The organism is Asanoa sp. NPDC050611 (genome assembly GCF_040654855.1).
In the GTDB taxonomy this organism is placed as follows: Bacteria; Actinomycetota; Actinomycetes; order Mycobacteriales; family Micromonosporaceae; genus Asanoa.
This window is the reverse complement of record NZ_JBFAIU010000051.1, coordinates 1-26,368: the sequence shown is the minus strand read 5'-3', so window position 1 is coordinate 26,368 and position 26,368 is coordinate 1. Positions and strand designations below refer to the sequence as shown.

General features: G+C 71.1%; 25 protein-coding genes and 1 pseudogene. 12 read left to right on the top strand and 14 right to left on the bottom strand.

Features of this window, described 5'->3' with window-relative positions; translation table 11 throughout:
- Positions 1–84: 84 nt before the first annotated feature.
- From AB0H87_RS11035 to AB0H87_RS11015, 5 genes are all read right to left on the bottom strand, one after another.
- Positions 85–1,671, bottom strand: a complete 1,587-nt coding sequence (locus AB0H87_RS11035) for an alpha-amylase family glycosyl hydrolase (protein WP_360142691.1) — start codon at positions 1,669–1,671, stop codon at positions 85–87.
- A 110-nt stretch (positions 1,672–1,781) separates the two neighbouring features.
- On the bottom strand, positions 1,782–2,534 hold the full coding sequence (locus tag AB0H87_RS11030) for a YebC/PmpR family DNA-binding transcriptional regulator (protein ID WP_360142689.1): 753 nt from the start codon (positions 2,532–2,534) through the stop codon (positions 1,782–1,784).
- A gap of 307 nt (positions 2,535–2,841) precedes the next feature.
- Positions 2,842–3,462, bottom strand: a complete 621-nt coding sequence (gene pdxT / locus AB0H87_RS11025; RefSeq protein WP_360142687.1) for a pyridoxal 5'-phosphate synthase glutaminase subunit PdxT — start codon at positions 3,460–3,462, stop codon at positions 2,842–2,844.
- On the bottom strand, positions 3,459–4,364 hold the full coding sequence (gene pdxS / locus AB0H87_RS11020; RefSeq protein ID WP_360142685.1) for a pyridoxal 5'-phosphate synthase lyase subunit PdxS: 906 nt from the start codon (positions 4,362–4,364) through the stop codon (positions 3,459–3,461). Before pdxS ends, pdxT begins: the two co-directional genes overlap by 4 nt.
- 733 nt (positions 4,365–5,097) lie before the next feature.
- Positions 5,098–5,643: a hypothetical protein gene (locus AB0H87_RS11015; RefSeq protein WP_360142683.1), complete on the bottom strand. Its 546-nt coding sequence runs from the start codon at positions 5,641–5,643 to the stop codon at positions 5,098–5,100.
- A gap of 208 nt (positions 5,644–5,851) precedes the next feature.
- Between AB0H87_RS11015 and AB0H87_RS11010 the strand changes: the two genes are divergently transcribed.
- The gene (locus tag AB0H87_RS11010; RefSeq protein ID WP_360142681.1) at positions 5,852–6,511 is read left to right on the top strand and encodes a GPP34 family phosphoprotein; all 660 of its coding nucleotides are present in this window, start codon (positions 5,852–5,854) and stop codon (positions 6,509–6,511) included.
- A gap of 5 nt (positions 6,512–6,516) precedes the next feature.
- Here the strand turns inward: AB0H87_RS11010 and AB0H87_RS11005 are convergent, their stop codons facing one another.
- Genes AB0H87_RS11005 through pgsA form a run of 3 tightly spaced genes read right to left on the bottom strand, consistent with a single transcriptional unit; the run spans position 6,517 to position 9,219 of the window.
- Positions 6,517–7,659 carry a glycosyltransferase family 4 protein gene (locus AB0H87_RS11005; RefSeq protein ID WP_360142679.1) on the bottom strand — a complete coding sequence of 381 codons (1,143 nt, stop codon included), beginning with the start codon at positions 7,657–7,659 and terminating at the stop codon, positions 6,517–6,519.
- Positions 7,660–7,672: 13 nt separating this feature from the next.
- On the bottom strand, positions 7,673–8,572 hold the full coding sequence (locus tag AB0H87_RS11000; RefSeq protein WP_360142677.1) for a phosphatidylinositol mannoside acyltransferase: 900 nt from the start codon (positions 8,570–8,572) through the stop codon (positions 7,673–7,675).
- Complete coding sequence (gene pgsA, locus AB0H87_RS10995) at positions 8,569–9,219, bottom strand: phosphatidylinositol phosphate synthase (protein WP_360142675.1); 651 nt, start codon at positions 9,217–9,219, stop codon at positions 8,569–8,571. The genes AB0H87_RS11000 and pgsA overlap by 4 nt, the downstream gene beginning before the upstream one ends.
- Before the next feature lie 163 nt (positions 9,220–9,382).
- Here pgsA and AB0H87_RS10990 point away from each other — a divergent pair, with 163 nt between their 5' ends.
- The 3 genes from AB0H87_RS10990 (at position 9,383) to AB0H87_RS10980 (ending at position 13,445) form a co-directional block, all read left to right on the top strand.
- A complete protein-coding gene (locus AB0H87_RS10990; protein ID WP_360142673.1) occupies positions 9,383–11,539 on the top strand; it encodes an elongation factor G-like protein EF-G2 in 2,157 nt (718 codons plus the stop codon).
- 75 nt (positions 11,540–11,614) lie between these two features.
- Complete coding sequence (locus AB0H87_RS10985; RefSeq protein ID WP_360142671.1) at positions 11,615–12,700, top strand: winged helix DNA-binding domain-containing protein; 1,086 nt, start codon at positions 11,615–11,617, stop codon at positions 12,698–12,700.
- Between the two features lie 466 nt (positions 12,701–13,166).
- A complete protein-coding gene (locus tag AB0H87_RS10980; protein WP_360142707.1) occupies positions 13,167–13,445 on the top strand; it encodes a contact-dependent growth inhibition system immunity protein in 279 nt (92 codons plus the stop codon).
- A 126-nt stretch (positions 13,446–13,571) separates the two neighbouring features.
- Here the strand turns inward: AB0H87_RS10980 and soxR are convergent, their stop codons facing one another.
- Positions 13,572–14,024, bottom strand: a complete 453-nt coding sequence (soxR, locus tag AB0H87_RS10975; RefSeq protein WP_360142669.1) for a redox-sensitive transcriptional activator SoxR — start codon at positions 14,022–14,024, stop codon at positions 13,572–13,574.
- 51 nt (positions 14,025–14,075) lie between these two features.
- Between soxR and AB0H87_RS10970 the strand changes: the two are divergent.
- Together AB0H87_RS10970 and AB0H87_RS10965 are read left to right on the top strand one after the other, a co-directional pair.
- A pseudogene (locus AB0H87_RS10970) lies at positions 14,076–14,918 on the top strand (NAD(P)H-binding protein); the annotation flags it as partial.
- A gap of 3 nt (positions 14,919–14,921) precedes the next feature.
- Entirely contained in the window at positions 14,922–15,290 is a 369-nt protein-coding gene (locus tag AB0H87_RS10965) for a nuclear transport factor 2 family protein (RefSeq protein WP_360142705.1), read from the top strand.
- Between the two features lie 4 nt (positions 15,291–15,294).
- Here AB0H87_RS10965 and AB0H87_RS10960 read toward each other — a convergent pair whose 3' ends face one another.
- From AB0H87_RS10960 to thrS, 4 genes are read right to left on the bottom strand one after another with little or no spacing between them, the layout of a single operon-like run.
- The gene (locus AB0H87_RS10960) at positions 15,295–16,365 is read right to left on the bottom strand and encodes a CapA family protein (protein ID WP_360142667.1); all 1,071 of its coding nucleotides are present in this window, start codon (positions 16,363–16,365) and stop codon (positions 15,295–15,297) included.
- Between the two features lie 47 nt (positions 16,366–16,412).
- Complete coding sequence (locus AB0H87_RS10955) at positions 16,413–16,850, bottom strand: hypothetical protein (RefSeq protein ID WP_360142665.1); 438 nt, start codon at positions 16,848–16,850, stop codon at positions 16,413–16,415.
- Positions 16,847–17,365, bottom strand: coding sequence for an HIT domain-containing protein (locus AB0H87_RS10950; RefSeq protein WP_360142663.1), 519 nt, complete (start codon positions 17,363–17,365; stop codon positions 16,847–16,849). The genes AB0H87_RS10955 and AB0H87_RS10950 overlap by 4 nt, the downstream gene beginning before the upstream one ends.
- Entirely contained in the window at positions 17,362–19,368 is a 2,007-nt protein-coding gene (gene thrS / locus AB0H87_RS10945; RefSeq protein ID WP_360142661.1) for a threonine--tRNA ligase, read from the bottom strand. The genes AB0H87_RS10950 and thrS overlap by 4 nt, the downstream gene beginning before the upstream one ends.
- Positions 19,369–19,463: 95 nt before the next feature.
- On the opposite strand from thrS, the gene AB0H87_RS10940 reads away from it, so the two are divergent.
- Positions 19,464–20,621: a class I SAM-dependent methyltransferase gene (locus AB0H87_RS10940; RefSeq protein WP_360142659.1), complete on the top strand. Its 1,158-nt coding sequence runs from the start codon at positions 19,464–19,466 to the stop codon at positions 20,619–20,621.
- A 110-nt stretch (positions 20,622–20,731) separates the two neighbouring features.
- Here the strand turns inward: AB0H87_RS10940 and AB0H87_RS10935 are convergent, their stop codons facing one another.
- Entirely contained in the window at positions 20,732–21,295 is a 564-nt protein-coding gene (locus AB0H87_RS10935) for a TetR/AcrR family transcriptional regulator (protein WP_360142657.1), read from the bottom strand.
- 155 nt (positions 21,296–21,450) lie between these two features.
- On the opposite strand from AB0H87_RS10935, the gene AB0H87_RS10930 reads away from it, so the two are divergent.
- The 5 genes from AB0H87_RS10930 (at position 21,451) to AB0H87_RS10910 (ending at position 26,217) form a co-directional block, all read left to right on the top strand.
- On the top strand, positions 21,451–22,926 hold the full coding sequence (locus AB0H87_RS10930; RefSeq protein WP_360142655.1) for an MFS transporter: 1,476 nt from the start codon (positions 21,451–21,453) through the stop codon (positions 22,924–22,926).
- Between the two features lie 80 nt (positions 22,927–23,006).
- Positions 23,007–23,396: a nuclear transport factor 2 family protein gene (locus AB0H87_RS10925; protein WP_360142653.1), complete on the top strand. Its 390-nt coding sequence runs from the start codon at positions 23,007–23,009 to the stop codon at positions 23,394–23,396.
- 91 nt (positions 23,397–23,487) lie between these two features.
- Positions 23,488–24,177, top strand: a complete 690-nt coding sequence (locus AB0H87_RS10920; RefSeq protein ID WP_203706985.1) for a response regulator transcription factor — start codon at positions 23,488–23,490, stop codon at positions 24,175–24,177.
- 29 nt (positions 24,178–24,206) lie between these two features.
- Entirely contained in the window at positions 24,207–25,574 is a 1,368-nt protein-coding gene (locus tag AB0H87_RS10915; RefSeq protein WP_360142650.1) for a HAMP domain-containing sensor histidine kinase, read from the top strand.
- Positions 25,575–25,614: 40 nt separating this feature from the next.
- Positions 25,615–26,217 (top strand): hypothetical protein, encoded by a 603-nt coding sequence (locus AB0H87_RS10910; protein ID WP_360142648.1) that lies wholly within the window; start codon positions 25,615–25,617, stop codon positions 26,215–26,217.
- The last annotated feature ends 151 nt before the right edge of the window (positions 26,218–26,368 follow it).

The following is a 26,368-nucleotide window of genomic DNA, read 5'->3' as shown; positions in this document are numbered from 1 at the left end:
ACCCCCATTCCGACACCGCCACGCGGTGCTTTCATGGGAGCAGCCGTTGTCAATGACTGGTCGGCGAAGAATTGCCGGGCGGCGTCAGAGTTCGTAGATGCCGTATCCGAAGCCGTCGACCTTCACCTCGGTCTCCGCCAGCCGGGCGCCGTGCACCTCGAGCGCGCGGACGCTGTCGCGAACCAGCCCCGGCGGCAGCGACACCGCGGCCGGCGCCCGGCGCGGGTTGACCGCCACCAGGTGGGTGCCGCCGCGGACGTACACGAAGGGATAGCCCGGATGCAGCACCTCCACCGGCGCCGCGCTGCCCAGTGCCGGCGTCGACCGGCGGAGGGCGATCAGCCGGCGGACCAGGCTGAGCAGCGAACCCTCGTCGTCCCGCTGCGCGGCCACGGTCGGCCGGGCCGGGTCCGGGTCGATCGGTAGGTAGAGCTGGTCGGCCGGCGCCGTCGAGAAGCCCGCGTTCGGCGACGAGTCCCACTGCATCGGCGTGCGGGAGCCCGTCCGGTTGTTCAGCGGCGACAACATGCTGCCCTCTTTGTCGGGCATGTCGGGCACGTACCGCATCCCGATCTCGTCGCCGTAGTAGATCGTCGGGAGCGTCGGCCACGTCATCAGGAACGCGTACGCCGCGCCCACGTGATCACGCGACCGCGTGCCGGTGACCAGCCGCGCGTAGTCGTGGTTGGCCGTCGGCAGCGCGATGTGCCCGGTGCCGCCGATCACCTCCGCGGCGTTCTGCCACTGGGTGACGAACTCCGTGATCGCCCCAAGTCCTTCGGCGTCGAAGAAAGCCGGGTTCGCCGGCCATGACGGGTCGGCCGTGCCGACGCCGAGGTGCCACAGCGAGAGCAGCGCGTTGCCGCGGAAGTGGAGGAAGAAGTCGGCGTGGAAGCCGGCCGGCACGGCCACGGCCGGGTCACCCCACTCGGGGATGAGCACGTTGTCGGGGTACGCGCGGTCGATCCACTCGCGCATCTCGCCCCAGAGCTTGCCGGTCTCGACGTACCCGGGATCGTCCTTGACCAACGACGACGCCATGTCGACCCGGAAGCCGCTCACGCCACGGTCGAACCAGAAGGCCATGATCTCGCGCAACGCCTCGCGGTTGGCCCGCGGCCCGGGCGCGTCGACGGACTGCCGCCAGGGCTCGCGCGCGTCGTCGCGGGCGTAGCCGAAGTTGAGCGCGGGCTGGCAAGGATAGAAGTTGAGCATGAAGTAGCCACCCCGCCGCCCGGGCGCCGGCGCCCACGCCCCGGCCGGAGCACCGACCTTGGGCGACCAGATGTAGCGGTCGTCGTCGGGATCGTCGGCCCAGGCCCGGAACCACGGATGCTGGTCGGACGTGTGCCCGGCGACGAGATCGAGCAGGACCCGGATGCCCCGCGCCCGCGCGGCGTCGGTGAGCGCGACGAGATCGTCGTTGGTCCCGTACCGCGGCGCGATCGACAGATAGTCGCTGACGTCGTAACCCGCGTCGGCGAACGGCGACGTGAAGCACGGACTGAACCACACCGTGTCGACACCTAGCCACTGCAGGTAGTCGAGCCGCTCCAGAATGCCGCCGAAGTCGCCGATCCCGTCACCGTTGGAGTCGGCGAAACTCTGCGGATAGATCTGATAAAGAACAGCGTCGGCCAACCAGCCGGGCACATTTCGGGGCTCGCTCACCCCTTCAACTTACCGGCGCGGGCGACAACTTTCTTTTCCGCCCACAGTGGACCGGCTGCAACCCGGCGCGTGGCCTCGCCACACGACCGGGTTGCGGCGTCGTGTCCGGATCAGGCGTCGATGAGCGCCATCACGTCGTCGGAGACGTCGAAGTTCGCGTAGACGTTCTGCACGTCGTCGCAGTCCTCGAGCACGTCGATCAGCTTGAAGATCTTGCGGGCGCCGTCCTCGTCGAGCGGCACGTTCACGCTCGGCACCAGCGACGACTCGGCCGACTCGTAGTCGATGCCCGCGTCCTGCAGCGCCGTCCGCACCGGGACGAGGTCGGTCGGCTCGGAGACCACCTCGTACGCCTCGCCCAGGTCGTTGACCTCCTCCGCCCCCGCGTCGAGGACGGCCAGCAGCACGTCGTCCTCCGACAGCCCGCCCTTCGGCACGATCACGACGCCCTTGCGGGTGAACATGTACGAGACCGAACCGGCGTCGGCGAAGGAGCCGCCGTTGCGGGTCAGCGCGGTACGCACCTCGGTCGCGGCGCGGTTGCGGTTGTCGGTCAGACACTCGATCAGGAGCGCGACGCCGTTGGGCCCGTACCCCTCGTACATGATCGTCTGGTAGTCCGCACCGCCGGCCTCGAGCCCGGACCCACGCTTGACCGCACGGTCGATGTTGTCGTTGGGCACGGAGCTCTTCTTCGCCTTCTGAATGGCGTCGTAGAGCGTGGGGTTACCGGCCGGATCGCCACCACCGGTGCGGGCCGCAACCTCGACGTTCTTGATCAGCTTGGCGAACATCTTGCCGCGCTTGGCGTCGATGACGGCTTTCTTGTGCTTGGTCGTCGCCCACTTTGAGTGGCCGGACATGGATGACCTCCGAAATAACCCCAGGTTGGGCAGCGGAAACGGGCGGACGGGGCTGCCCAAGCCACCAAGTCTACCGAGGAGAGCGGCGCGCGCCCCAGCCACCTCAACCCGGATGATCACAATCAAGATCATGTCCCGGGTCCGCGGTGGGCGCGACCGTTGCTCCCGCCGGACACCGGGCCGGGCCCCAGGGGGCCCGTCCCTGCCAGGCCCGCGACGGGAAACCCTACAAAGACCACCCGCACGAACAGTCGGTCCCGGCCCACCGCTGACGCAGACCGCCAACCGGCACCAAGCGCCGCGGAAATCAGGCCGCCTCGCGAACCATCCGCACGAACAGATCGTGCAGCCGCAGGTCCCCCGTCAGCTCCGGGTGGAACGAAGTCGCCAACGCCGCCCCCTGCCGCACCGCGACCACATGCGGTGCCCGAACTCCGTCGGCACCGGCCCGGTCGATCGTGCCGAGGACCGTAACTCCCTCACCCACAGACTCCACCCACGGCGCCCGGATGAACACCGCGTGGAACGGCTCCCCCGACACTCCGGAAACCGGCACCGGCGCCTCGAACGAATCCACCTGCCGCCCGAACGCGTTGCGCCGCACCGTCATCGGGATCGCGCCGAAGCTGCGCTGGTCCGGGCGCCCGTCCAGCACCGTCGAGGCCAGCATGATCATGCCCGCGCAGGAGCCGTAGACCGGCATGCCGTCGGCCAGCCGCTTGGCGATCGGGTCGAACAGGCCGAACTCGATCGCCAGCTTGCTCATCGTCGTCGACTCGCCGCCCGGGATGACCAGGCCGTCGACGTCGTCGAGCTCGGCGGGCCGGCGCACCGGCACCGCCGTAGCTCCACAAGCCGTCAGCGCGCGGACATGCTCCCGCACGTCGCCCTGCAGGGCGAACACGCCGACAACCGGACGATCGCTCACCAGCCACGCTCGGCGAGGCGGTGCGGCTGCGGGATGTCGTCGACGTTGATGCCGACCATGGCCTCGCCCAGGCCGCGCGAGACCTTGGCGAGCACGTCCGGGTCGTCGTGGAAGGTGGTGGCCTTGACGATCGCGGCGGCCCGCTCGGCCGGGTTGCCGGACTTGAAGATGCCGGAGCCGACGAACACGCCCTCGGCGCCGAGCTGCATCATCATCGCGGCGTCGGCCGGCGTGGCGATCCCGCCGGCGGTGAACAGCACGACCGGCAGCTTGCCGGTCCGCGCCACCTCGGCGACCAGGTCGTAGGGCGCCTGCAGCTCCTTGGCCGCGACATAGAGCTCGTCGCCGGACAGCGACGTCAGCCGCCGGATCTCGCCACCGATCTTGCGCATGTGCGTGGTCGCGTTGGACACGTCGCCGGTGCCGGCCTCACCCTTGGACCGGATCATCGCGGCCCCCTCGGTGATCCGCCGCAGCGCCTCGCCGAGGTTGGTGGCGCCACACACGAACGGCACCGAAAACGCCCACTTGTCGATGTGGTTGCTGTAGTCAGCCGGCGTCAGCACCTCGGACTCGTCGACGTAGTCGACCCCGAGCGCCTGCAGGATCTGCGCCTCGACGAAATGCCCGATCCGCGCCTTGGCCATCACGGGAATGGAAACGGCGCTGATGATCCCGTCGATCATGTCGGGGTCGCTCATCCGCGACACGCCACCCTGAGCCCGGATGTCCGCCGGCACGCGCTCAAGCGCCATGACCGCCACCGCACCCGCATCCTCAGCGATCTTGGCCTGCTCCGGCGTGACCACATCCATGATCACACCGCCCTTGAGCATTTCCGCCATACCGCGCTTGACCCGCGAGGTACCGGTAACGCCGCCCTGCTCGGTGGTCTCGGCCACGTGGCCACACTCCTCTCGCCCAGCTCCCTACGCCCCGCCAGGGTAATGGGAAATTGGCTCCCACCCGATATCCAATCGACCCCCTGGTGGCCTGCCTAACACCACAACGAAGAGCAGAGCGGATTCATGTCCCGGGTTCGCGGAGGGCACGACCGTCGCTCCCGCCGGACACCGCTCCGCTACGCTCCGCTGCCAGGTCCGCGCTTGGTCACGCTCAAAGATCAAAAACCACAGTGGCATCGCAGCCATCAACGGACCCAAGTGGTTCGTCCTATCCCACAGCCGGCGGGTCAAACCGCGTCGCCCCCTCGCTAATGGCCCAGGGATGGTTAGCTGCCCGCCGCTGCCTCAGACCTGGTCAATCGCGTGGCCTCTGCCTCGCCCCGCGCGAGGGTGGCGCCCCCGTGACGGGGGGTCAATCCGTGCCAACCCCACGTGGCCCCTTCCTAACGCCCCGCCCGACGCCGAGCTGCGGGGACCCAGGGGGAAGGGCGCCGGCATTTTGAAACGAAGGATCACAGCAGCGGATCTTGACAGGAGCCGGGCCACAGCAGCGGCCAGCTGGGGCAGGAGGCGCAGGCCGCCGCTTGGTTGCGGTGATCCGCCGGCCGCCGCCCGGACGCGCCGGGAAACCGCCGCGCAGCACTTGCGCGCCGCCGCATACCAACGGGTCGAAACTCGCTACCTAGCCGCCCACGTCTACCGGCGGTGGCGACGCGGCGCGACCCGCTGCCTATCCGGCCACGCCCGCCGGAGGTGGCGGCATGACGACCACCGGCGCCGGGGCCGGGGAGATCGGGCGGGCGTCCGGGGTCAGGGTCGGGTCGTCGATGTCGAAGAACTGCGGCCGATCGTGCCGCCGGGTCAGCAGGAGCACCCGGACCAGCCGCCGGCGGCGGGCTGCGTGGGCCTCCCGGGCCAGGTCGTTGTGGACCTGCCGCGCCAGGCCCAGTCGCCGGCTGGCCGCGATGACCGCGTCGTCGCGCGCATCCTCAGGCGACAGCGGCACCGAGCGCAACTGCCGCGTCAGATCGTTCTCCGCCGCCTCGCGTTCCTCAGGGATCGCATCCAGGGCGATCCGGGCGGCGGCGTACAACTCGGGCGCCTGGCGGTCCTCCGCCAGCACCGCGGCCGCTGCCGCGCGCCGGAGCAGGTGGGCGTCCAGGGCGCGGGCGGCCGCGGCCGAGCGGTCGTGGAGCCGGTCCACCCGCTGTGCCGTCCACGTCAGGTAGGTGGCCAGCACCACCACGACGGCGACCACGACTACGACCCACCACATGTTGCGCATCGTAGTGCGATCCACGAGCCGGCGATCACCGCCCGGCAAGTAACGCAACGTGACGACTAATCGAACACCGCAGGTCAGAACGTTGCTGGTGGGCACTGACGGGTATCCGTCGGGTGACGGAGCAGACAGTTCCACAAAACGCACAAAACCAGCGGGGGTACACAATGGAGCGAAGCGTCCCACGCTCTACGATGGACACATGTCCGTCAACCTGGCCGAGGATCTGCTGTTGCTGGGCTACGAGGACGACGGCACGCCGACGGCGGACTCCGGGACGCTCGACTACGGGCTGGCCGGCGCCGTGCTCGTCGAGCTCGCCGCCGACGGGCGCATCCGGCTCGCCGGCGGGCGCGTGCACGTCGACGAGACGACCGGCGCGACAGCACAAACCGGCGACCCGGTCCTCGACCACGGCCTGAGGCGCATCAGCGGGTACGGCCGCCCGGCCACCCCCAGCGAGCTCCTCGACGCCGTCCGGAGCGGCCTGCGCGACCTCGTCCTCGACGGCCTGGTCGCCCGCGGCGTGCTCCGCCGCGAGCCGCACCGCTTCCTGCTGATCCCGCTCCCCCGCTTCCCGTCCGCCAACGGCGGCCAGCCGGCGGCCGAGACCGCGACCCGCGCCCGCCTCGAAGCCCTCGGCCGGGGCGAGCCGACCGACGCCCGCACCCACACGCTGGCCACCCTCGCCGTCGCCGCCGGGCTGACCGCGTCGGCCTTCCCCGGCGTCGCCCGCGCCACCGTCGAGCGCCGCCTCGCCGAGCTGCCCGAGCCCTGGCCCGTCGCGGCCGTCCGGGAGATCCTCGACGAGGTCCAGCTGTCGATCATCGCGATCACGACGATGTTCCTGACGGGCAGCTGAGCCCGTCAGCGCTCCGACCACTCCACGTCGATGACCCGGCCGTCGGTCGCCTCGATCGCGGCCGCGTACACCTCGAGCACCCGCAACGCCACCACCGGCCAGTCGTAGCCGGCGACCACCGACCGCGCCGTGTCCACCAGGGACGCGCGGTCGTCGGGCGAGTCCAGCAGCGACGACAGCGCCGAACCCAGCGCGCCCGCGTCACCGGTCGCGAACAGGCGCCCGGCCCGGCCACCGTCGAGTACCCGCCGGAACGCGTCGAGATCGCTCGCCACGACCGGCGTGCCCGCGGCCATCGCCTCCGTCAGGATCATCCCGAACGACTCACCGCCGGTGTTCGGCGCGACGTAGAGGTCGACGCTGCGCAGCATCCGCGCCTTGTCCGGCTCCGGCACCAGGCCCAGGTAGGTCACCCGGTCGCGCAGCCCGGACGGAATACCCGCGTGCAGCTCGTCGACGTCACCCGGGCCGGCCACCAGCAACCGCAGCCCAGGGCGCGCCGGCGCCAGGGAGACGAACGCGTCCCGCAGCACCGGGAACCCCTTGCGCGGCTCCGTGAACCGCCCCAGGAAGCCCAACGACCCACCGGACCCCGGCCACCCGGCCAGCGGCAACGCCGACGCGAAGCGGGCGACGTCCACGCCGTTCGGGATCTCGACCGCGCCGCCGTCGAGGTGCTCGACCTGCACCTTGCGGGCCAGCGCGCTCACCGCGATCCGCGCCGTGATCCGTTCCAGCACCAGCCGCAGCACGCCCTGCGCCGCCGACAGCGCCCGCGACCGCGTCATCGCCGTGTGGAACGTCGCGACCACCGGGCCGCGGCTGTTGAGCACCGCCAGCATCGACAGGCTCAGCGTCAGCGGCTCGTGCACGTGCAGCACGTCGAAGTCGCCACGGTTCAGCCACCGGCGTACCCGTGCGCTGGAGATCGGACCGAACGCGATCCTGGCCACGGATCCGTTGTACGGCAAGGGAACGGCGCGCCCGGCCGGCACCACGAACGGCGGCAGCGCGGCGTCCTCGTCGGCCGGCGCCAGCACGCTCACCTCGTGCCCCAGCGCGATCAGCGCCCGCGCCAGGTCGAGCACGTGGTTCTGCACGCCGCCCGGCACGTCGAAGGAGTAAGGGCACACGATGCCGATCCGCATGCTGCCCACCTCCTCAGACCTCCGGGGTCGGCGGCTTGTCCAACCAGACCCGTTGGAGCATGTGCCAGTCCTGCGGGTGCCGGGCGATCGACGCCTCGAACATCGACGCCATCTGCTGTGTCACGTTCGACACCCGCTCCCGCAACGTGCCCGTTTCCGGCCCGGGTATCTCCACCGGATGGTTCACGTATCCGCGGAGCGACTCCTCGTCGTACCACATGTCGATCACCAGCAACGGCTTGCCCGTGCGGATCGCCAGCAACGCCGGCCCCGAGGGCATCCGCGTGCGACCACCGAAGAACTCGACCTCGACGCCGCGCGCGGACAGGTCGCGGTCGGCCAGCAGCGGCACGATCGCGCCCGCCTGCAGCCGGTCGACCAGGATGTCGAACGGCGGCCGCTCGCCGCCCGTCAGCGGGAGGATCTCCATGCCGATGCTGCGGCGGAACTCGACGAACCGCTCGTAGACCGCCTCCGGCTTGAGCCGCTCCATGACCGTGGTCAGCTTCCAGCCCATCGCGGTGACCCACGCGCCGGCGGTGTCCCAGTTGCCGGAGTGGCTGAGCGCCATGATCACGCCCGGATCGTCTTCCATGATCTTCGCGAGCATCTGCCAGTTGGCGACCCGGAAGTCGTCCAGGTGCTGCTGGTGCGTCCGCGACGGAAGGCGGAAGGCCTCTTTCCAATAGCGGGCGTACGAGCGCAGGCCGGCGCGTACGACGTCGTCGAGCTCTTCTTCCGCCATCTCCGGGCCGACGACGCGCCGCAGGTTGGCGCGCAACCGCTGCGTCCCCCTGCCGTTCTTGCGGTAGGCGTAGTCGGCCGCGCCGTTGAACAGCGAGCGCGCGACGGACTCGGGCATGCCCCGGACCAGCTTCCAGCCGGCCGCGTAGCCGAGGTCGACGGGGTTCACGGCGCCGACTTCGCGGCGGCGGCGCGATCGGCGGCGTCGAGTTGCTTCGCCTGCTTGTAGACGTGCGCCAGGCGCTGTCCGACCGTGATCGTGGAAAGCGCGGCCAGGAACCAGACGGCCGCCGCGAAGCCCCAGTCGAGGCCGAAGCCGGCCAGCAGGCCGCCGACGCCGATGATGATCAGACGTTCGGCGCGTTCCGCGATGCCGACGTTGGCCGTCATGCCGAGACCCTCGGCCCGGGCCTTCACGTACGACACGACCGCGCCGAGGACCAGGCAGACGATGCCGCCGACCACGCCCCAACGGTCGCCGCGCCCGGCCAGGATGTAGATCACCGTGCCGACGATCGCGCCGTCGGCGATGCGGTCCATCGTCGAGTCGAGCAGGGCGCCGAAGCGGGTGGACCCGCCCGACAGCCGCGCCATCGTGCCGTCGACCAGGTCGACGAGCGCGAAGACCGTGACGACGAGCGCACCGGCGACGAAATGCCCCGTAGCGCCCAGACCGACAGCGGCGCCGACCACGCCGATGGTCCCGGCGACCGTCACCGCGTTGGGAGTCACGCCCCAGGCGATGAGTCGCCGGGCGATGGGTTCGATCACGTGGGCCATCGCGGCCCGCGCGGACACCTGGAAGATCTTCGCCATGGCGCACCCACGATAACGGTGCGGCGCCCGTGACGATACGGTGCCCGCTGTTCCCGGGCGGGTCGTCCGTCACTTGCTCACCTTCGGGGTCGGGCTTGTGTACGGCGGGTTGCGGGTGTGGGATCGAGAGATGACGTGAGCTAGCTCACCCAGGGAGGTCCCCATGGCTCAGAAGGGTCAGGAGAAGGGAGTCACCGGCCCCGCGCCGGTGGTGGATGAGCCCGGCAGGGTACGCAACGTGGTGCTCGTCGGACATTCCGGGTCAGGGAAGACGACCCTCGTCGAGGCACTGCTCGCCGCGACCGGCACGATCAGCCGGGCCGGCTCGGTGACCGAGGGCACCACGACCTGTGATCACGACCCGGCCGCGGTCAAGCAGCAACGGTCGGTCAGCCTCGCCGCCGCCCCGTTCATCCACGAGGGCATCAAGGTCAACCTGCTCGACAGCCCCGGCTACGCCGACTTCGTCGGTGAGCTCCGGGCCGGGCTGCGCGCCGCCGACGCGGCGCTGTTCGTGGTGCCGGCCGCCGACGGCATGGACGCGGCGACCGCGACGCTGTGGGAGGAGTGCGCCAGCGTCGGCATGCCGCGCGCGGTCGCGGTCACCCGGCTCGACCACCAGCGCGCCGACTTCGACGAGACGGTCGCGCTGTGCCAGCGGGTGTTCGGCGACAACGTACTCCCGTTGTATCTGCCCATGCTCGGTGACGACGGCGTGTCCACGGTCGGCCTGATGGGCCTGATCACGCAGCGGGTCTTCGACTACAGCAAGGGCTATCCGCCCGAGGTGCGCGACCCCGATCCCGAGCACCTGCCGGCGATCGCCGAGGCGCGCAACGAGTTGATCGAGGGGATCATCGCCGAGAGCGAGGACGAGACGCTCATGGAGCGTTACCTCGGCGGCGAGGAGATCGACACCGAGGTGCTCATCAACGACCTCGAGACCGCGGTCGCCCGGGGCCACTTCTACCCGGTGATCCCGACCTGTGCCGAGAGCAAGGTGGGCATCGACGCGCTGCTCGAGGTGCTGACCTCGGCGTTCCCGTCGCCGCTCGAGCACGACCTGCCCGTGGTCACCGGCGTCGACGGCTCGCCGCGGCCGCCGCTGACCTGCGACCCCGACGGCCCGCTGGTGGCCGAGGTCGTGAAGACCACGATCGACCGCCACGTCGGCCGGGTGTCGCTGGTGCGGGTGTTCTCGGGCACGCTGCGCCCGGAGGCGACCGTCCACATCTCCGGGCACGGCATGGAACAGCGCGGCCACCCGGACCACGACTCCGACGAGCGGATCGCGCACATCTACTCGCCGCTTGGCTCGTCGCTGCGCGAGGTCCCGTCGTGCATCGCCGGTGACATCTGTGCGATAACGAAGTCGGGCAGTGCGGAGACGGGCGACACGATCTCGTCGAAGGACGACCCGCTGCTGGTCGCGCCGTGGGAGATGCCGGAGCCGCTGCTGCCGGTCGCGGTGGTCGCGAAGACCCGGTCCGACGAGGACACGCTCGCCAAGAACCTCGGGCGGCTGGTGGCCGGCGACCCGACGATGCGCCTGGAACGCAACCCGGAGACGCACCAGATGGTGTTGTGGTGCATGGGCGAGGCGCACGCCGACGTCGTCCTCGACCGGTTGCGGGGCGGAGGTGCCGACATCGACACCGAGCCGGTACGCGTCGCGTTGCGCGAGACGTTCGTCGCCGGCGCCAAGGGGCACGGCCGGCACGTCAAGCAGTCCGGCGGCCACGGGCAGTACGCCGTGTGCGACATCGAGGTGGAGCCGCTGGAGCGCGGTGCCGGCTTCGAGTTCGCCGACAAGGTGGTGGGTGGTGCGGTGCCGCACAACTACATCCCGTCGGTGGAGAAGGGCGTTCGCGCGCAGATGGAGCGCGGGATAATGGCCGGCTACCCGGTCGTCGACCTGCGCATCACCCTCTTCGACGGCAAGGCGCACAGCGTCGACTCGTCGGACGCGGCGTTCCAGACCGCTGGGCAGCTGGCGTTGAAGGACGCGGCGGAGAAGGGGCTGCTGACGCTGCTGGAGCCGGTCGACGAGATCGTGATCCGGATCCCGGACGCCTACGTCGGCGCCGTCATGTCTGACATGTCCAGCCGGCGCGGTCGGGTGCTGGGGACCGAGCCCGATCCGGCCGGTGGCGAGCGGACGCTGGTCAGGGCCGAGGTGCCGGCTACGGAGCTGGTGCGGTACGCGGTCGAGTTGCGGTCGATGACGTCGGGGTCGGGGACGTTCGGGCGGTCGTTCGCGCGGTACGAGCCGATGCCGAGCCATCTGGCCGAGGCGGTGCGCAAGGAGCACGCGGCCTGATCGTTACCGGGCGCGGCCGTCTTCTCGTCGGCCGCGCCCGGTTTCTTGTCGGTGGTCGTCCATACACTCTGGGCCATGGACGGGCTCTCGATCGCGCGGCTTCGGATGCATCAGCAGCATCTCTCCGGGCCGTCGTGCGCCGATCCGCCGTCGGTGGTGCGGCGGCTGGGGTGCGTGCAGTCGCAGGAATACGCGGTGGCCAAGTGGTCGCTGGCGCAGCGGTGCGCCCCCGGGGTCGTCGACGCCGACGTGCAGCGGCTGCTCGACGACGGCACGATCCTGCGCACGCACATCCTGCGCCCGACGTGGCATTTCGTGCTGGGTGCGGAGCTCGGCTGGATCCAGGCGCTGACCGGGCCGCGGGTGCACGTGTTCAACGGCTACTACAACCGCATGCACGAGTTGGATCCTGACACCGCCGAGCGCACGAACGCCGTCATCGTCGCGGCGCTGAGCGGCGGCAACCACCTGACGCGCCCGGAGCTGGGCGCGGCGCTGGCGAGCGCCGGTTTCGCGGCGACGGGCAACAAGCTGGGCTACGTGGTGATGTTCGCGGAGCTGTCGGGGCTCATCGCCAATGGGGTGCGGCGAGGCAAGCAGCACACTTACGCGCTGGTGTCCGAGCGGGTGGCGGCGCCGGTGTCGCTGTCTCCGGAGGAGGGCCTGGCGGAGCTGACGCGGCGCTACTTCACGAGCCACGGGCCGGCGACGGTCAAGGACTTCGCGTGGTGGTCGAGCCTGACGGTGAAGCAGATCAAGCAGGGCATCGCTCTGTGCGGGCCGGCGTTGACCAGCGCGGAGGTCGACGGCCGCACGGTGTGGTTCGCCGCCGACGGCCCGGAGCCCGCTCCCCCACCGGCGGCGGCGCTGCTGCAGGGCTACGACGAATACGTGGTGGCCTTCAGCGACACCAAATACGCCTACAACCTGGCGGGCCTGGCACCGGCGCCGGGGCAGTACAACGAGAACTCGATGTTCCACCCGATCGCCTTCGACGGCCAGATCGGCGCGTTCTGGCGGCGCAAGCTGACGGCGAAGAGCATCACGCTGGAGGTCGACCTGTTCGCGGAGCCGACGGCGCGGCAGCGCAAGGCGCTGACGGAGGAGGCAGAACGCTATGGGGCCTTCGCCGGCCTACCGGTGACACTGACCTTCGTCTGACGCCGCGGAGGTTGGCATGGACAACCGGCGCGAGGCTCCCGGGCCTCGATCTCGGCCAGCTCCGCGCGTGGCTACCAACCGCCCGGTCAGCAGGCGGTAGGCAACGCCGGGTGGGCCTGTGGTCCGACAGCACAGGGCGATAGGACCGATGGCCAGGCCGACAACGTCTCGGTCCCGGGCGGGAGGGTGCCGTTGAGGTCGGCCCGGCCCGGCCGCCGAGTCACGGACGAGCCGCCTTGTGGCCCGCGGCCGCAGTGCCACCTACCGGGTCACGGGCCGGATGGCGGCCTCGGCGATCAGAGCGGGTGAGGGCAATGGATGCGATGACCTCAGACACGATCGACGAGATCGAAGGCGTCCGCGAGCCGGATCCAGGTGATCCCCTACGGCCGCCCCGGCTGATCGCCTCCGTCATGCTCGGTCTCGGCCGCGCGCTCGGCGCGGACGCCACGACCCTCGTCCGACGCTGCGTCGCCCTGCGGCGAAAGCCGTTGGCGAGTTCGCCAGCGAGGAGGCCGTCCCGGTCCTGCCGCCGATCGTCATGACCGTCTTGGCCGACGATCCGCTTGTCGAAGGCGACTTCTACCCTGGCGACCTGCTGGTTGCTGTGGGCCGACTGCCCGCTTCGGCGTGGCGCGGTGCGGCTCTGGACCGGGCTCGGCTGTCCGAGACGCTTCGCGGCAGGCACGCCCTCCACACGGACGTCCGCGACGCCGTTGCCGCGTTTCTCCACAGCGGCGCCTGAGACACCCGCGGCTGGTCTCCGGCGGCGCTGACTTGGTCCGCGAGATGCTCAGCCCGTCGTCGGTCGGAGGCGTCACCGTGTGCTGTCGGTGGGCGCGGGTCGGGACGCCGGTGGACGGTTGGGCGGTCAACGCGGCGAGCGGGCCTCCAGGAGGTGGGCGCCGGGGCCGCGGGCGCTCAGTTCGTCGTCCGGGTTGACCAGGGCGCACTCGTCGAAGGACAGGCAGCCGCAGCCGATGCAGCTGGTGAAGCGGTCGCGCATGCGTTGCAGCTGGGTGATGCGGTCGTCCAGGGCCGCCTGCCAGCATTCCGACGCCCGCAGCCAGAACTCCCGGGTCGGCGGCTGGCCCTCCGGCAGGAAGCCGAGCACCTCGCCCACCTGGGCCAGCGGGATGCCGACGCGCTGCGAGGCGCGGATGAACGCCACCCGGCGCAGCGTCGTCCGGTCGTAGCGGCGTTGGTTGCCCGTCGTGCGGCGACTGGAGATCAGGCCTTGGCGCTCGTAGAAGCGCAGCGCCGACTGTGGGACGCCGCTGCGGTCCGACAGCTCGCCGATCGTCAGCTCCTTCGCGGGTGGCATCGCGCCAGCCTAGCTTGACTTGAACAAATGTTGAGGTTTGAGGGTGGAGGCATGACCGACTCCAAGGGCACCATCCTCGTCATCGGCGGCACCGGAAACATCGGGCGCCGTCTCGTCGAACACCTGCGGGGTGCGCCGGTGCGGGTGCTCGCGCGACGACCGGCCGCCGCGCTGGTTCCCCCGGGCACCGCCGTTGTTCGCGGCGATCTCCGCGATCCGGCCAACCTCGCGGCGGCGCTCGACGGGGTCGACCGGGTCTTCCTGCTGTGGCCCTCGCTGGACGCCGCCGGGATCGATCAGGTGGCGGCGACGCTGGCCGGCGCGGGCGTCCGCCACGTGGTCTACGTCTCGGCACTCCAGGTCACCGACGACAACCGGGGCACCGTCGGCGTCTGGGGCACGGTCGAGCAGGCGGTCGTGGACGCCGGGCTCGGCTACACGTTCCTGCGGGCCGGCGGGCTCGCCACCAACACACTCGGCTGGGCGCCGGCCGTGCGGGCCGGGCAGACCGTCCGCATCCCGTACCCGGCCGCGCAGCGATCGTTGATCCACGAAGCGGACATCGCGGCCGTCGCCGCCGCGGCGCTCACCGCGGGCGCTCAGCACATCGGACAGTCCTATGTCCTCACCGGGCCGGCGGTGATCAGCCAGGCCGACCAGGTAGCGGCGATCGGCGACGCCATCGGGCGCGAGGTGCCGTTCGTGGCGCAGCCACCCGACGAGGCCCGGGCCGAGATGGCGGCCTGGGCCGAGCCGGCGTGGGCCGACAACGCCCTGGCCTACTGGGCGTCGCTCGTCGACCAACCCGAGCCGGTGACGGACACCGTGGAGCGGATCCTCGGCCGACCGGCCCGCTCCTTCGCGCGCTGGGCGGCCGACCACGCCGACGACTTCCGCGTGCTCGGCACGCGGGAGGTCGCCGACCGCTACGTCGGCGCGTTCCGCGCGGGCCGGATGGACCACGCCCTGCGGCTCGCATCGCCCGACGTGGTCCGGGTGGCACCGCTGGAGCCGGGCGGCGCCGAGCACCACGGCCTGGACGACATCATGACGCACAGCCAGCAGCTCAACGCCGACCTGGAAATCCACGCCGTGACCGTCGAGGGACCGTTCGTCGGCGGCGACCGGTTCGCGGTCCGCTTCACCTTCGACGAAACCGACCACGGCGCCGGCGGCCACCGCCGGACGACGACGAAACAGTCGCTCTACACCGTCACCGACGGCGCCATCACCCGGGAGGAGGTGTTCTACCTCGACAGGGCGTAGGACGTCAGGACGGGCGGGAGGCCAGGCCCGTACATCGTGCGGCGGTGCGGAGCTTGTTCTCGATCGTCTTCTTCGCCGCGCCCGAAACCAGGACCGGCTGGCCTGTGCCCGAGACCGTTGCCGGTAGGAACGTGTTGCTTACCACCTTGCGGCCGCGGACCGTCAGCTTCAGGACGCCCGAGTCCGTGCTGTGGGAGTTGCCGTACCAGAGGAAGTTGCCTAATCCATAGTGGACGTACGTCGAGCCCAGCCAACCGTCCGTCAGCAGCGTGTGCGCGTGCGTGCCCAGCACGATGTCGGCACCCGCCGTCGACATGCGTTGTGCGAACGTCTTCATCTGGCCGCTCGGGCACGAGCTGCCCTCCACGCCCCAGTGCATGAACACGATGACCAGGTCCGCCTTCGCGCGGGCCGCTTTCACCGCCGCCGTCGCCCTGGCCGCGTCGAAGGCCATCGCGACGCCCGGGCGCGTCGCCGTCGGTTTCCATTGGGCCGACAGCTCGCCGACCTGTGACATGCCCAGCACCGCGATGCGGACGCCCTTGACCTCGGTGAGCCAGGGGGCGTACGCCTCGTCGATGTCGCGCCCCGCCCCGAAGATCGGGTACTCCGCCGAAGCGGCCGAGTCGAGCGTGTCGAGCAGCCCCACCCGGCCGTAGTCGAGCGCGTGGTTGTTGGCCACCGACGCCGCGTCGACGCCGGCCGCGCGCAGGGCCGCGTAAGCGCTGTCCGGCGCCCGGAAGTGGAAGCGCTTCGGTTCCGGCGTGCCCCGGCCCGTCACCGCCGTCTCCAGGTTGACGATCGTCAGGTCCGCGTCCGACAGCGTCGATCTGATCTTGCCGAACGCCGTCTCCGGCCGGTCCAGCAGCGCCAGCGTCCGCCCCGTGAAGTGCACGTCCCCCGCGAACGCCAGCGTCAGGTCGGCGGGCGGTGCCGGCGAGGCGGTCGGCGCGATGGACGGGGCGGCAGGCGTCGAGCCCGAGCGCCACCGCGGCTCACCGGCCGGCTCGCCGGCACAGCCGGCGGTCAGCGCCGCCACCAGCAGGACCACCGCCCGCGCCCGACCACGTCTCATGGCGAGAGGGTACGAGAGGGCGGCTCGTTTTCTCCGCCCCGAACGGCTCAGACCTTGTGGTAAACCGTCCAACTGTTGCCGCCGTCGCCGACGTAGAAGAACCACAACCCGACGACACCGGCCTCGTCCCGCAAGCTGGACAGCTCCGGACCCGCCATGGCGGTGGGCGCACCCGCGATCAGCTCGAGCTCGAGAACCACCTCCCCGCTCGGGGTGATCCGCCAGGTGCCGGCCGCGTCGGCACCGGACGCCGAGCGGTCGAAGTCGGGCGGCAGGACCATGTCGACCAGCGGCACGGGCAGGTCGTTGGCGATCACCGAGCCGTCGGACCCGAAGAAGAGCACCCGGGTGGTGCCGCCCCACCACGTGCCGACGAGCGACGAGTCCGTCATCGCGACCGAGTCGCCGTAGCCCTCCAGGACGTCGCCGAGCGCGCACCCGGCGGCCACGACCAGCACCAGGGCCAGCGCGACCGCGCGCCTCACTCCGTGGCCCAGGCGTCCGAGAGCAGGTCGCGGGTGTCCGTGAGCAACTGGGGCAGCACCTTGGTCTGCCCGACGATCGGCATGAAGTTGGCGTCGCCGCCGTACCTCGGCACCACGTGCTGGTGCAGGTGGCCCGCGATGCCGGCGCCGGCGACCGAGCCCTGGTTGATGCCGATGTTGAAGCCGTGCGCGCCGCTGACGCGGCGGATCGTCCGCATCGCGTCCTGGGTGAACGACGCCACCTCCGCCACCTCCTCGTCGGTGAGGTCGGTGTAGTCGGCGACGTGGCGGTAGGGGCAGATCAACAGATGCCCGGGGTTGTACGGGTAGAGGTTGAGCACCGCGTAGACGACCTTGCCGCGGGCCACCACCAGGCTCTCGGCGGCCGGCAGATGGGGCGCCCGGTCGAACGGGCACCCCTCGTCGGACTTGTCCCCGCCGCCCTTGATGTAGGCCAGCCGGTGCGGTGTCCAGAGCCGGTCTAGCCCGTCCGGCTGGCCCGGGTTGCCGATCATGCGGCCGACGGCGACACGTTCGTCCGCGACCGCACGATCGACACGACGTGCTCGACCGCCTCGGCCAGCGGCACGCCGTTGCGCTGCGACCCGTCGCGGTAGCGGAACGAGACCGTCGAACCGGACACGTCGTCGTCACCGGCGATCGCCATGAACGGGATCTTCTGCTGCTGCGCCGTGCGGATCTTCTTCTGCATGCGGTCGTCGGACGTGTCGACCTCGGCCCGGATCCCCTCGGCCCGCAGCGCGTCGACGAACGACTGGAGATAGCCGGCGTGGTCGTCGCGGATCGGGATGCCGACCACCTGCACCGGCGACAGCCACGCCGGGAACGCGCCCGCGTAGTGCTCGGTCAGGATGCCGAAGAACCGCTCGATCGAGCCGAACAGCGCCCGGTGGATCATCACCGGCTGCTGCCGGGTGCCGTCGGCCGCCTGATATTCCAGGCCGAACCGCGCGGGCTGGTTGAAGTCGACCTGGATCGTCGACATCTGCCAGGTGCGGCCGATCGCGTCGCGCGCCTGCACCGAGATCTTCGGGCCGTAGAAGGCCGCCCCACCCGGGTCGGGCACGAGCTCCAGTCCCGAGTCACGGGCGGCGGCCTCCAGGTGGGCGGTCGCCTCGGCCCAGTCCGCGTCGTCACCGATGAACTTCGGCGAATCGTCCTTGGTGGACAGCTCGAGGTAGAAGTCGGAGATGCCGTAGTCGCGCAGCAGGTCGAGCACGAAGGACAGCAGCGACCGCAGCTCGCCGGGCATCTGCTCCCGGGTGCAGTAGATGTGCGAGTCGTCCATCGTCAGGCCGCGCACCCGGGTCAGGCCGTGCACGACGCCCGACTTCTCGTAGCGGTAGACCGTGCCGAACTCGAACAGCCGCAGCGGCAGCTCCCGGTAGGACCGCCCGCGCGCCTTGAAGATCAGGTTGTGCATCGGGCAGTTCATCGGCTTCAGGAAGTATTCCGCGCCCTCGAGCTGCATGGGCGGGAACATCGTGTCCTTGTAGTACGGCAGGTGCCCGGACGTCTCGAACAGGTGGCCCTTGGTGATGTGCGGGCTGTTGACGAACTCGTAGCCCGAGACCTCGTGCCGCAGGCGCGAGTAGCTCTCCAGCTCGCGCCGGATGATGCCGCCCTTCGGGTGGAACACCGCGAGGCCCGAGCCGATCTCGTCGGGGAACGAGAAGAGGTCGAGGTCCGCGCCGAGCTTGCGGTGGTCGCGGCGCGCGGCCTCCTCGAGCAGCTTCTGGTACGCCTTCAGCGCGTCCCGGGTCGGCCACGCCGTCCCGTACACCCGCTGCAGTTGGGGGTTCTTCTCGGAACCGCGCCAGTAGGCGGCGGCCGTGCGCATCAGCTTGAACGCGCCGATCAGCCGCGTGTTGGGCAGGTGTGGGCCGCGGCACAGGTCGGACCAGCAGGTCTTGCCGCTCTCGGCGTCGACGTTGTCATAGATCGTCAGCTCGCCGCCGCCGACCTCGACGGTCTCCTCGGAGTCGAGCTCCCCGGTGCCCTTGATGTCGACCAGCTGCAGCTTGTAGGGCTCGTCGGCCAGCTCCTCGCGCGCGTCGGATGCCGAGGCGAACACCCGCCGGCGGAACCGCTGCCCCGACTTGATGATCTCCTGCATGCGCTTCTCGAGCTTGGCCAGGTCGTCGGGCTGGAACGGCTTGGCGACGTCGAAGTCGTAGAAGAAGCCGTTGTCGATCGGCGGGCCGATGCCGAGCTTGGCCTCGGGAAACACGTCCTGCACGGCCTGCGCGAGCACGTGCGCGGTCGAGTGCCGCAGCACGTTGAGACCGTCGGGCTCGTCGATCGCCACCGGGGTCACCGTGGTGTCCGCGGAGGGCACCCAGTCGAGGTCGCGCAGGCGGCTCTCGCCGTCACGCACGACGACGATCGCCTTGGGCCCGGTCATCGGCAGGCCGGCCGCGGCCACCGCGTCGGCCGCCGTCGTCCCCGCGGCGACGACGACGGGGTCGGCCACGGCGGGGGTGCGGGATGCGGACACGGCGGATCTCCTCGGTCGAAGGACGTTTGGGTAAATGCTAGTCATCACGCCTGGCACCGCTGCGGTCAGCCGGACCCGGGGGTTACATTCAGGCCGTGAGCCCGTCGGACATGATCTCCGCCCTCAAGCGCCGCTACCAGACGTTCTCGACGACCCAGCCGGTCGTCCCGTTCGCCGTCGTGCCAGCCGGGGGATCCCCGCAGGTGCTCGGCAACGGCGATCCCGTGTTCACCCTCACCGTCAAGGACCCGCGCGCCGCCAAGGCGCTGGGCTCCCTCGACCAGCTCGGTGTCGCGATCGCCTACCTGCAGGGTTGGCTGGACGTCGACGGCGACCTGGCCGCCGCGCTGAAGATGCGCAAGTTCTTCAACGACTTCCACCCGATCGCCTACCTGTCCCGGTTCACCCCGGCCGCCCTGTTCCAGGGGCGCAAGGAAAATGACCGGCAGGCCATCTCGCAGCACTACGACGAGGACAGCGAGTTCTTCCTGACGTTCCTCGACACCCGGCACCGCTGCTACACCGAAGGCGTGTTCGCCAGCGACGACGAGCCGCTCGAGGACGCGATGACCCGCAAGATGGACCTCGCGCTGGAAGCGATCGAGGTCAAGCCCGGCGACCGGGTGCTGGAGGTCGGCGGCGGCTGGGGCGCGTTCTCCGAGCACGCCGCCCGGCGCGGCATCGACGTGACGACCACCACACTCGCGGTCGAGTCGGAGCGCTATCTCAAGGACCTGTTCGCCCGCGAGCAGCTGCCGGTGAACGTGGTGCGCCAGCACATCTTCGGCTACCGCAGCGACCAGAAGTTCGACGCGATCGTCAACATGGGCGTCACCGAGCACCTGCCCGACTACAAGACGACGCTGGCGAAGTACGCGGAGCTGCTCAAGCCCGGCGGCAAGGTCTACCTGGACGCGCTGGCGATGCGCCGCAAGCACGGCATCTCGACGTTCATGAAGCGCTACATCTACCCGGGCAACTCGGCGCCGCTGCTGCTTCATCAGTACCTGCGCCAGGTCGCCCGCTCGCCGTTCGAGCTGATCAGCCTCGACGACGACCGGCACAACTACTACCTGACCTGCCGGGAGTGGGCGAAGCGCCTCGACGAACGCCGCGACGAGATCGTGGCCCGCTGGGGTGAGCCGCTCTACCGCCGGTTCCGGCTGTTCCTCTGGGGTTCGGCGGCCGGCTTCGACACCGGGCTGGTCCAGGCCTACCGGTGGGTGCTGAAGATGCCGGGGGCTCCCGCCTAGGCCCTGCTTCGTATCTGGGGTCGAGACGAGGCGGAGTCCAGGTGTCGGCCGCCGTGCGGTCAGGCGGCGCCTGGGCCCGCCGCAGCCCGGCACCAGATACGAAAAAGGGCCTAGGTCTGCGGCGGCCGGAGACCGTCCAGCACGAAGCCGAGCAGCCGGTCGGCCATCTCGGGGGCGGTCTCGGTCGCCAGCACCACGCCGTGCACGAGGCGCAGCACGTCGTCGGGGTCGACGTCCTTGCGGATGTCGCCCGCCTCCTGCGCGCGTTCGAGCAGGTCACCAGCCGCGTCGCGCATCAGGCTCTTGCACTCGAGCATCGTGGGTGAGCCGGTGCCGAGCATCCGCTTGACCGCGGTGCCGACGCCGCGCTTGGCCTTGATGTGGTCGAACTGCAGCCGCAGCCAGCGGGCGAACGCCTCGCCGGGCGGGTACTCGTCGCCCAGGGCCCGGCCGCGCTGGGCCAGCGACTCGATGTCGGTGCGGTAGACCGTCGCGAGCAGCGTCTCCCGGTCGGGGAAGTGCCGGTAGAGCGTGCCCGGGCCGACTCCGGCCCGGCGGGCGATCTCGTCGAGGGTCGTCTTCTCGCCGTGCTCGGCGAACGTCTCCCGGGCGGCCGTCATGACGCGCTCACGGTTGCGGCGCGCGTCGGCGCGCAGCGGACGATCGGTGGTCACCGCTTCCGCACCTCCCCTGGTCGCTGTGTGTCAGCACACTATTTCCGGAGACTGTCTCCGGATAGTGTTGCGAAATCGGAGACGTCCTCCATATGCTAGCTCACGAGCTAAGCGGAGACGATCTCCGTTTCCACGCCTCTCGGGGGAAGAGAATCTTGTCCACGCAAACGTCCGTGCCGGCGATCACCAGCAGCGCCGGCACCGAGGCCCGGGCACCGGGCCGGCTCGCGCTGTTGATCATCGTGGCGTGCCAGCTCATGCTGGTCGTCGACGGCACGGTCATGAACGTCGCGCTGCCACACATCCAGGAGGGCCTGGGCTTCTCCACCGCCGGCCTGTCCTGGGTGATCAACGCCTACACGCTGACCTTCGGCGGCCTGCTGCTGCTGGGCGGCCGGGCCGGCGACATCCTCGGCCGGCGCCGGCTGTTCATCGCCGGCATCGCGCTCTTCACGGTCGCGTCCCTGGTCGGCGGCCTGGCACCGAACGCGACCTGGCTGCTGGTCGCCCGCGTCGTCCAGGGCGTCGGTGCCGCGATGGCCGGCCCCAACACGATCGCCCTGATCTCCACCACGTTCACCGAGCCGCGCCAGCGGATCCGGGCGCTCGCCCTGCTCTCGGCCATGGCCAGCGCGGGCTTCGCGATCGGCCTGATCCTCGGCGGCGTGCTCACCGACGTGCTGTCCTGGCGCTGGGTGCTGTTCATCAACGTGCCGTTCGGCATCGCCGCGGTGCTGCTCGCGCCCCGGCACGTCCGGGAGCCGGAGCGCCATCCGGGCCGCCTGGAGTGGCCCGGCGCGGCCACCGCGACCCTCGGCATCGGCGCGCTGACCTACGGCTTCATCCACGCCTCCACGCACGGCTGGACCGCCGGCCAGACGCTGACCTCGCTGGGACTCGGCGTGCTTATGCTCGTCGCGTTCCTCGCCATCCAGATGCGGTCCGCGCAGCCGCTCGTACCGCTGCGGCTGTTCAAGGACCGCAACCGGGCGGTGGGTTACGTCGGCTTCATGCTGGCACCCGCCGCGATGATGTCGGCGTTCTACTTCCTGACGCAGTACGTCCAGATCGTGCTGCACTTCGGGCCGCTGGCCACGGGCCTCGCGTTCCTGCCCATGGCCGGGTCGGTGTTCGCTGTCAGCCGGGTCGTGCCGCGGGTGCTGCACCGGATCGGCCCGCGCCCGCTCGCCCTGACCGGCGCGCCGCTGATGGTCGCGGGCCTGGCCTGGCTGACCCAGCTCACCACGACCAGCTCGTACGCCGGCTCGCTGCTCGGCCCGATGTTCCTGCTCGGTCTCGGCGGCGGCCTGATCTTCGTGCCGCTGACCCCGGTGATCATGGGATCGGTCGAGCCGCGGGACGCGGGTGTCGCCGGCGGCGTGCTGCAGACCATGCAGCAGGTCGGCGCGACCCTCGGCCTGGCCGTGCTGATCGCGGTGTTCGGCGCGGCGGTCGGGCCGGCGGGTGCCGCGGGCGCGACCGACCCGGTCAGCTTCGTGCACGGCATGAACGTCGCGAACGTGGTCTCCGTGGTGATCGCGGCCGGCCTGGTCGTGGTGGCGCTGAGCTTCCGCTCGGTCCGCCGGCCGGCCGCGCAGCCCGAGCCGGACCTGGTCGTCGAACCGGCATAGGGGCAGCGGAGATCCAGGGGGAACGACGGGTCATGGGCGGTTTCGCCCATGACCCGTCGTCGTTTGGGAAAGATGCCCTCATGGATGGTTCACGTTCCCGGGTGCTGGACTGGATCGACGCCTACGAGCAGGCGTGGCGCACGCCCGGCACCGACGGCCTGGCCGACGTCTTCACCGCCGACGCCCGCTACGCGCAGGGCCCTTACGCGCAGCCCGTCGTGGGCCTGCCGGCGATCGCGGTCATGTGGGAGGCGGAGCGGGCGAGCGCGGCCGAGCCGTTCACGATGACCAACGAGATCGTCGCGGTCGACGGCGACACGGCGGTGGTGCGGGTCGAGGTGCACTACGCGGAACCCGAACCGCACGAGTACCGCGACCTGTGGGTGATCCGGCTCGCCTCCGACGGGCGATGTCGGGAATTCGAGGAATGGCCGATCTCCCCGCCGAACCAAGGGCTTATGTCCGATTAAGACGGTGTAAGTCCGGCTATTCGGGCGCAGCCAACCGAATGACGGACAGCGTGCCCGCTCGCCGACTTGCCAAGGGCAGTAGGTTCTTCACGTGGCCACGGTCCTGCTGGTCGAAGACGACCATGTCGTACGCGGCGCCATGCTGCGGTCCCTCGCCGACCGCGGGCATGCGGTCCACGCGGTCGGCACCGCTCTCGACGCCCTCCGCCGGGTCGCCGCCGAAACGCCCGATCTGGTCGTTCTCGACCTGGGTCTGCCCGACCTCGACGGCGCCGACGCGCTGCGCATGCTCCGCGGCATCACCGACGTGCCCATCATCATCGCCACCGCGCGCGACGACGAGCAGGGCATCGTGCGGCTCCTGCGGGCCGGCGCCGACGACTACATGGTCAAACCGTTCACCGGCGCCCATCTCGACGCCCGGATCACCACCGTGCTGCGGCGCGTGGGCCGGGCCAGCCGCACGGTCGCGCCCGCGGTGCACGAGGTCGGGGGCTTGCGCGTCGACGTCGGCGAGCGCAGCGCACAGCTCGACGGTGAGGCGCTCGCGCTGACCCGGAAAGAGTTCGACCTGTTGGCCTACCTCGCGGCACGCCCGGGCCGGGTAGTCTCCCGCCGGGAGTTGTTGGAGGAGGTATGGCGCCAGCCGTCCGTCGGCGAGGACCAGACGATCGACGTTCATCTGTATTGGCTACGCCGCAAGCTGGGCGAGTCCGCGGCGAAACCCCGCTACCTGCGCACCGTGCGGGGGGTCGGGTTCCGGCTGGTGGCCCCCGACTGAGGCCGGCGCTGGCCGCACTCGCGGCCGGCATGACGACCGTCGTCGCCCTGGCGTTCCTCATTCCGCTCGGCATCGCGATCCAGCGGGACAACCGCGAGGACGCGCTGTCCGAGGCTGCCCGCCGCAGTGGCATCGTGGCCGGGGCGCTGGCCGTCACCACCGACGCCGACAAGCTCGGCACGGCGATCCAGGCCGCCGGCGGCGACGTCCACGTGCACGGAATCGAGGCCGGCGCGAAGTCGCGGGCCGCGGGCGTCGACATCGAGCGCGCCTCCGCCGGCGACCAGCCCGTGGTCGTCGACGTCGACGGCGGCGCGCTGCGGCTCGAGCCGGTCCGGGTCGGCAACCGGATCGCGGTGATCGAGGTCTTCGTCGCCGACCCGGTCCTCTCCGGCGGCTCCGGACAGACGTGGCTGCTGCTGTTCGGCATCGCGCTGGCCCTGGTCGTGGTCACCGTGATCGTGGTCGACCGGATCGCCGGCCGGGCGGTCGGCGCGGCCCGCACGCTGGCCAACGCGGCGGTCGGGCTCGGCGACGGCGACCTGACCACCCGGGTGCGCCCCAGCGGCCCGCGCGAGCTGGCCGAGGCCGGGCTGGCCTTCAACCGGATGGCCGAACGGCTCAGCGTCACCCGCACCGACGAGTTCGAGCTGGTCGCCGACCTCTCGCACCGGCTGCGTACGCCGCTGACGGTGTTGCGCCTCGACGCCGACGCCCTCGACTCCGACGACACCAGCATCGGCTCGTTCAGCGAGGCCGAGCTCGACCGGCGGCGCACGATCCGGCGGATCCGGCAGGCGATCGTCACGCTCGAGGGCGAGATCGACGTGCTGATCAAGACGACCCGCAAGACCATCTCGCAGGACGTCGGGCCGGGCAGCTGCGACGCGAGCGAGGTGGTCCGCGAGCGGATGGTGTTCTGGTCGCAGCTCGCAGACGACCAGAACCGCCCGCACCGCGTGGTCGGCGCGCACACCCGCATGCCGGTGCCCGTGCCCCGGGCCGAGCTGGCCGCCGCGATCGACGCGGTGATCGGCAACGTGTTCCGCTACACGCCGCAGAGCACCGCGTTCGAGGTCGCGATCTCGCGCCGGGACGGGTACGTCGCGGTCCGCGTCGACGACGCCGGCCCCGGCATCGCCAACCCCGAGCGGGCCCTGCGCCGCGGCGCCAGCGACCGCGGCTCGACGGGCCTGGGCCTCGACATCGCCAAGCGGGTCACGCTGCAGGCCAGGGGCTCGGTGAGCATCGACCGGGCGCACCAGCTCGGCGGCGCCAGCGTGGTCATGCTGCTGCGCGACCCGGACGCCCCGGAGAAGCAGGTCAGCCGGTTCGGCCTGGTCGGCCGCCTGGCCCGCGAGCCCGCCGCGCGCCGCCGCCAGAAGCGCGGCGAGTAGCCCCTTCCGGAGACGATCGACGGGCGGCGATACTGTCGCGGTGAAGCCCAGCCTCCGCCGCGCCGCCGCTCCCCTGCTCGCCGCGCTCCTCGCGCTGCTGCTCTGGCCGCCGGCACCGGCCGCCGCACACGGCGGCGCGAAGATCACCGTCAACCACGACGGCCGCGGCTCGGTCTGGGTGAACGTGACCTACGAGGACGGCCACCCGGCGGAGGGCTTCGTCGACGCCACGCTGAGCGCCAAGGAGGCCGACGGCACGGCGGTGGCGCCGGCCAAAATGGTGCAGTCGTCGGCGCCGGGGACGCTGGTCTACATGAGCACGCTGCCGGCGGGCGAGTGGGCGGTCACGGTCGAGTTCGGCCCGCCGATCGCCCGCACCTGCACCGCGGCGTTCCAGGTCGGCACGACCAACAACACGCAACAGTCCAACTGCGACGCACCCACTCCCCTGGCCGCCTCGGCACCCGCGACCGAGACCGCCGGCGGCGGCAACGGCACCGCGTGGCTGCTGATCGGGGTCGCTGCCGTCGGCGGCCTGGTCGTCGCGACCATCGCCCTGGTGCTGCGCCGGCGCCGTGACGCGGAGCGGGCCGAGGCTGCCGCGGCCGCGCGCCGCAAGCCCAAGGCGACGGCGAAGCGCTAGGTCCCGGGTCCGCGGTGGGCGCGACCGTCGCTCCCGCCGGACACCGCCCGCTGCGCTTCGCTGCCACGCCCGCCGTTGGTCGGCCAGAACGAAGACGGTCTTGACCCTTGACGGTGGCGGCCGACTACCGCTGATGCCCGACGGCGCGCCC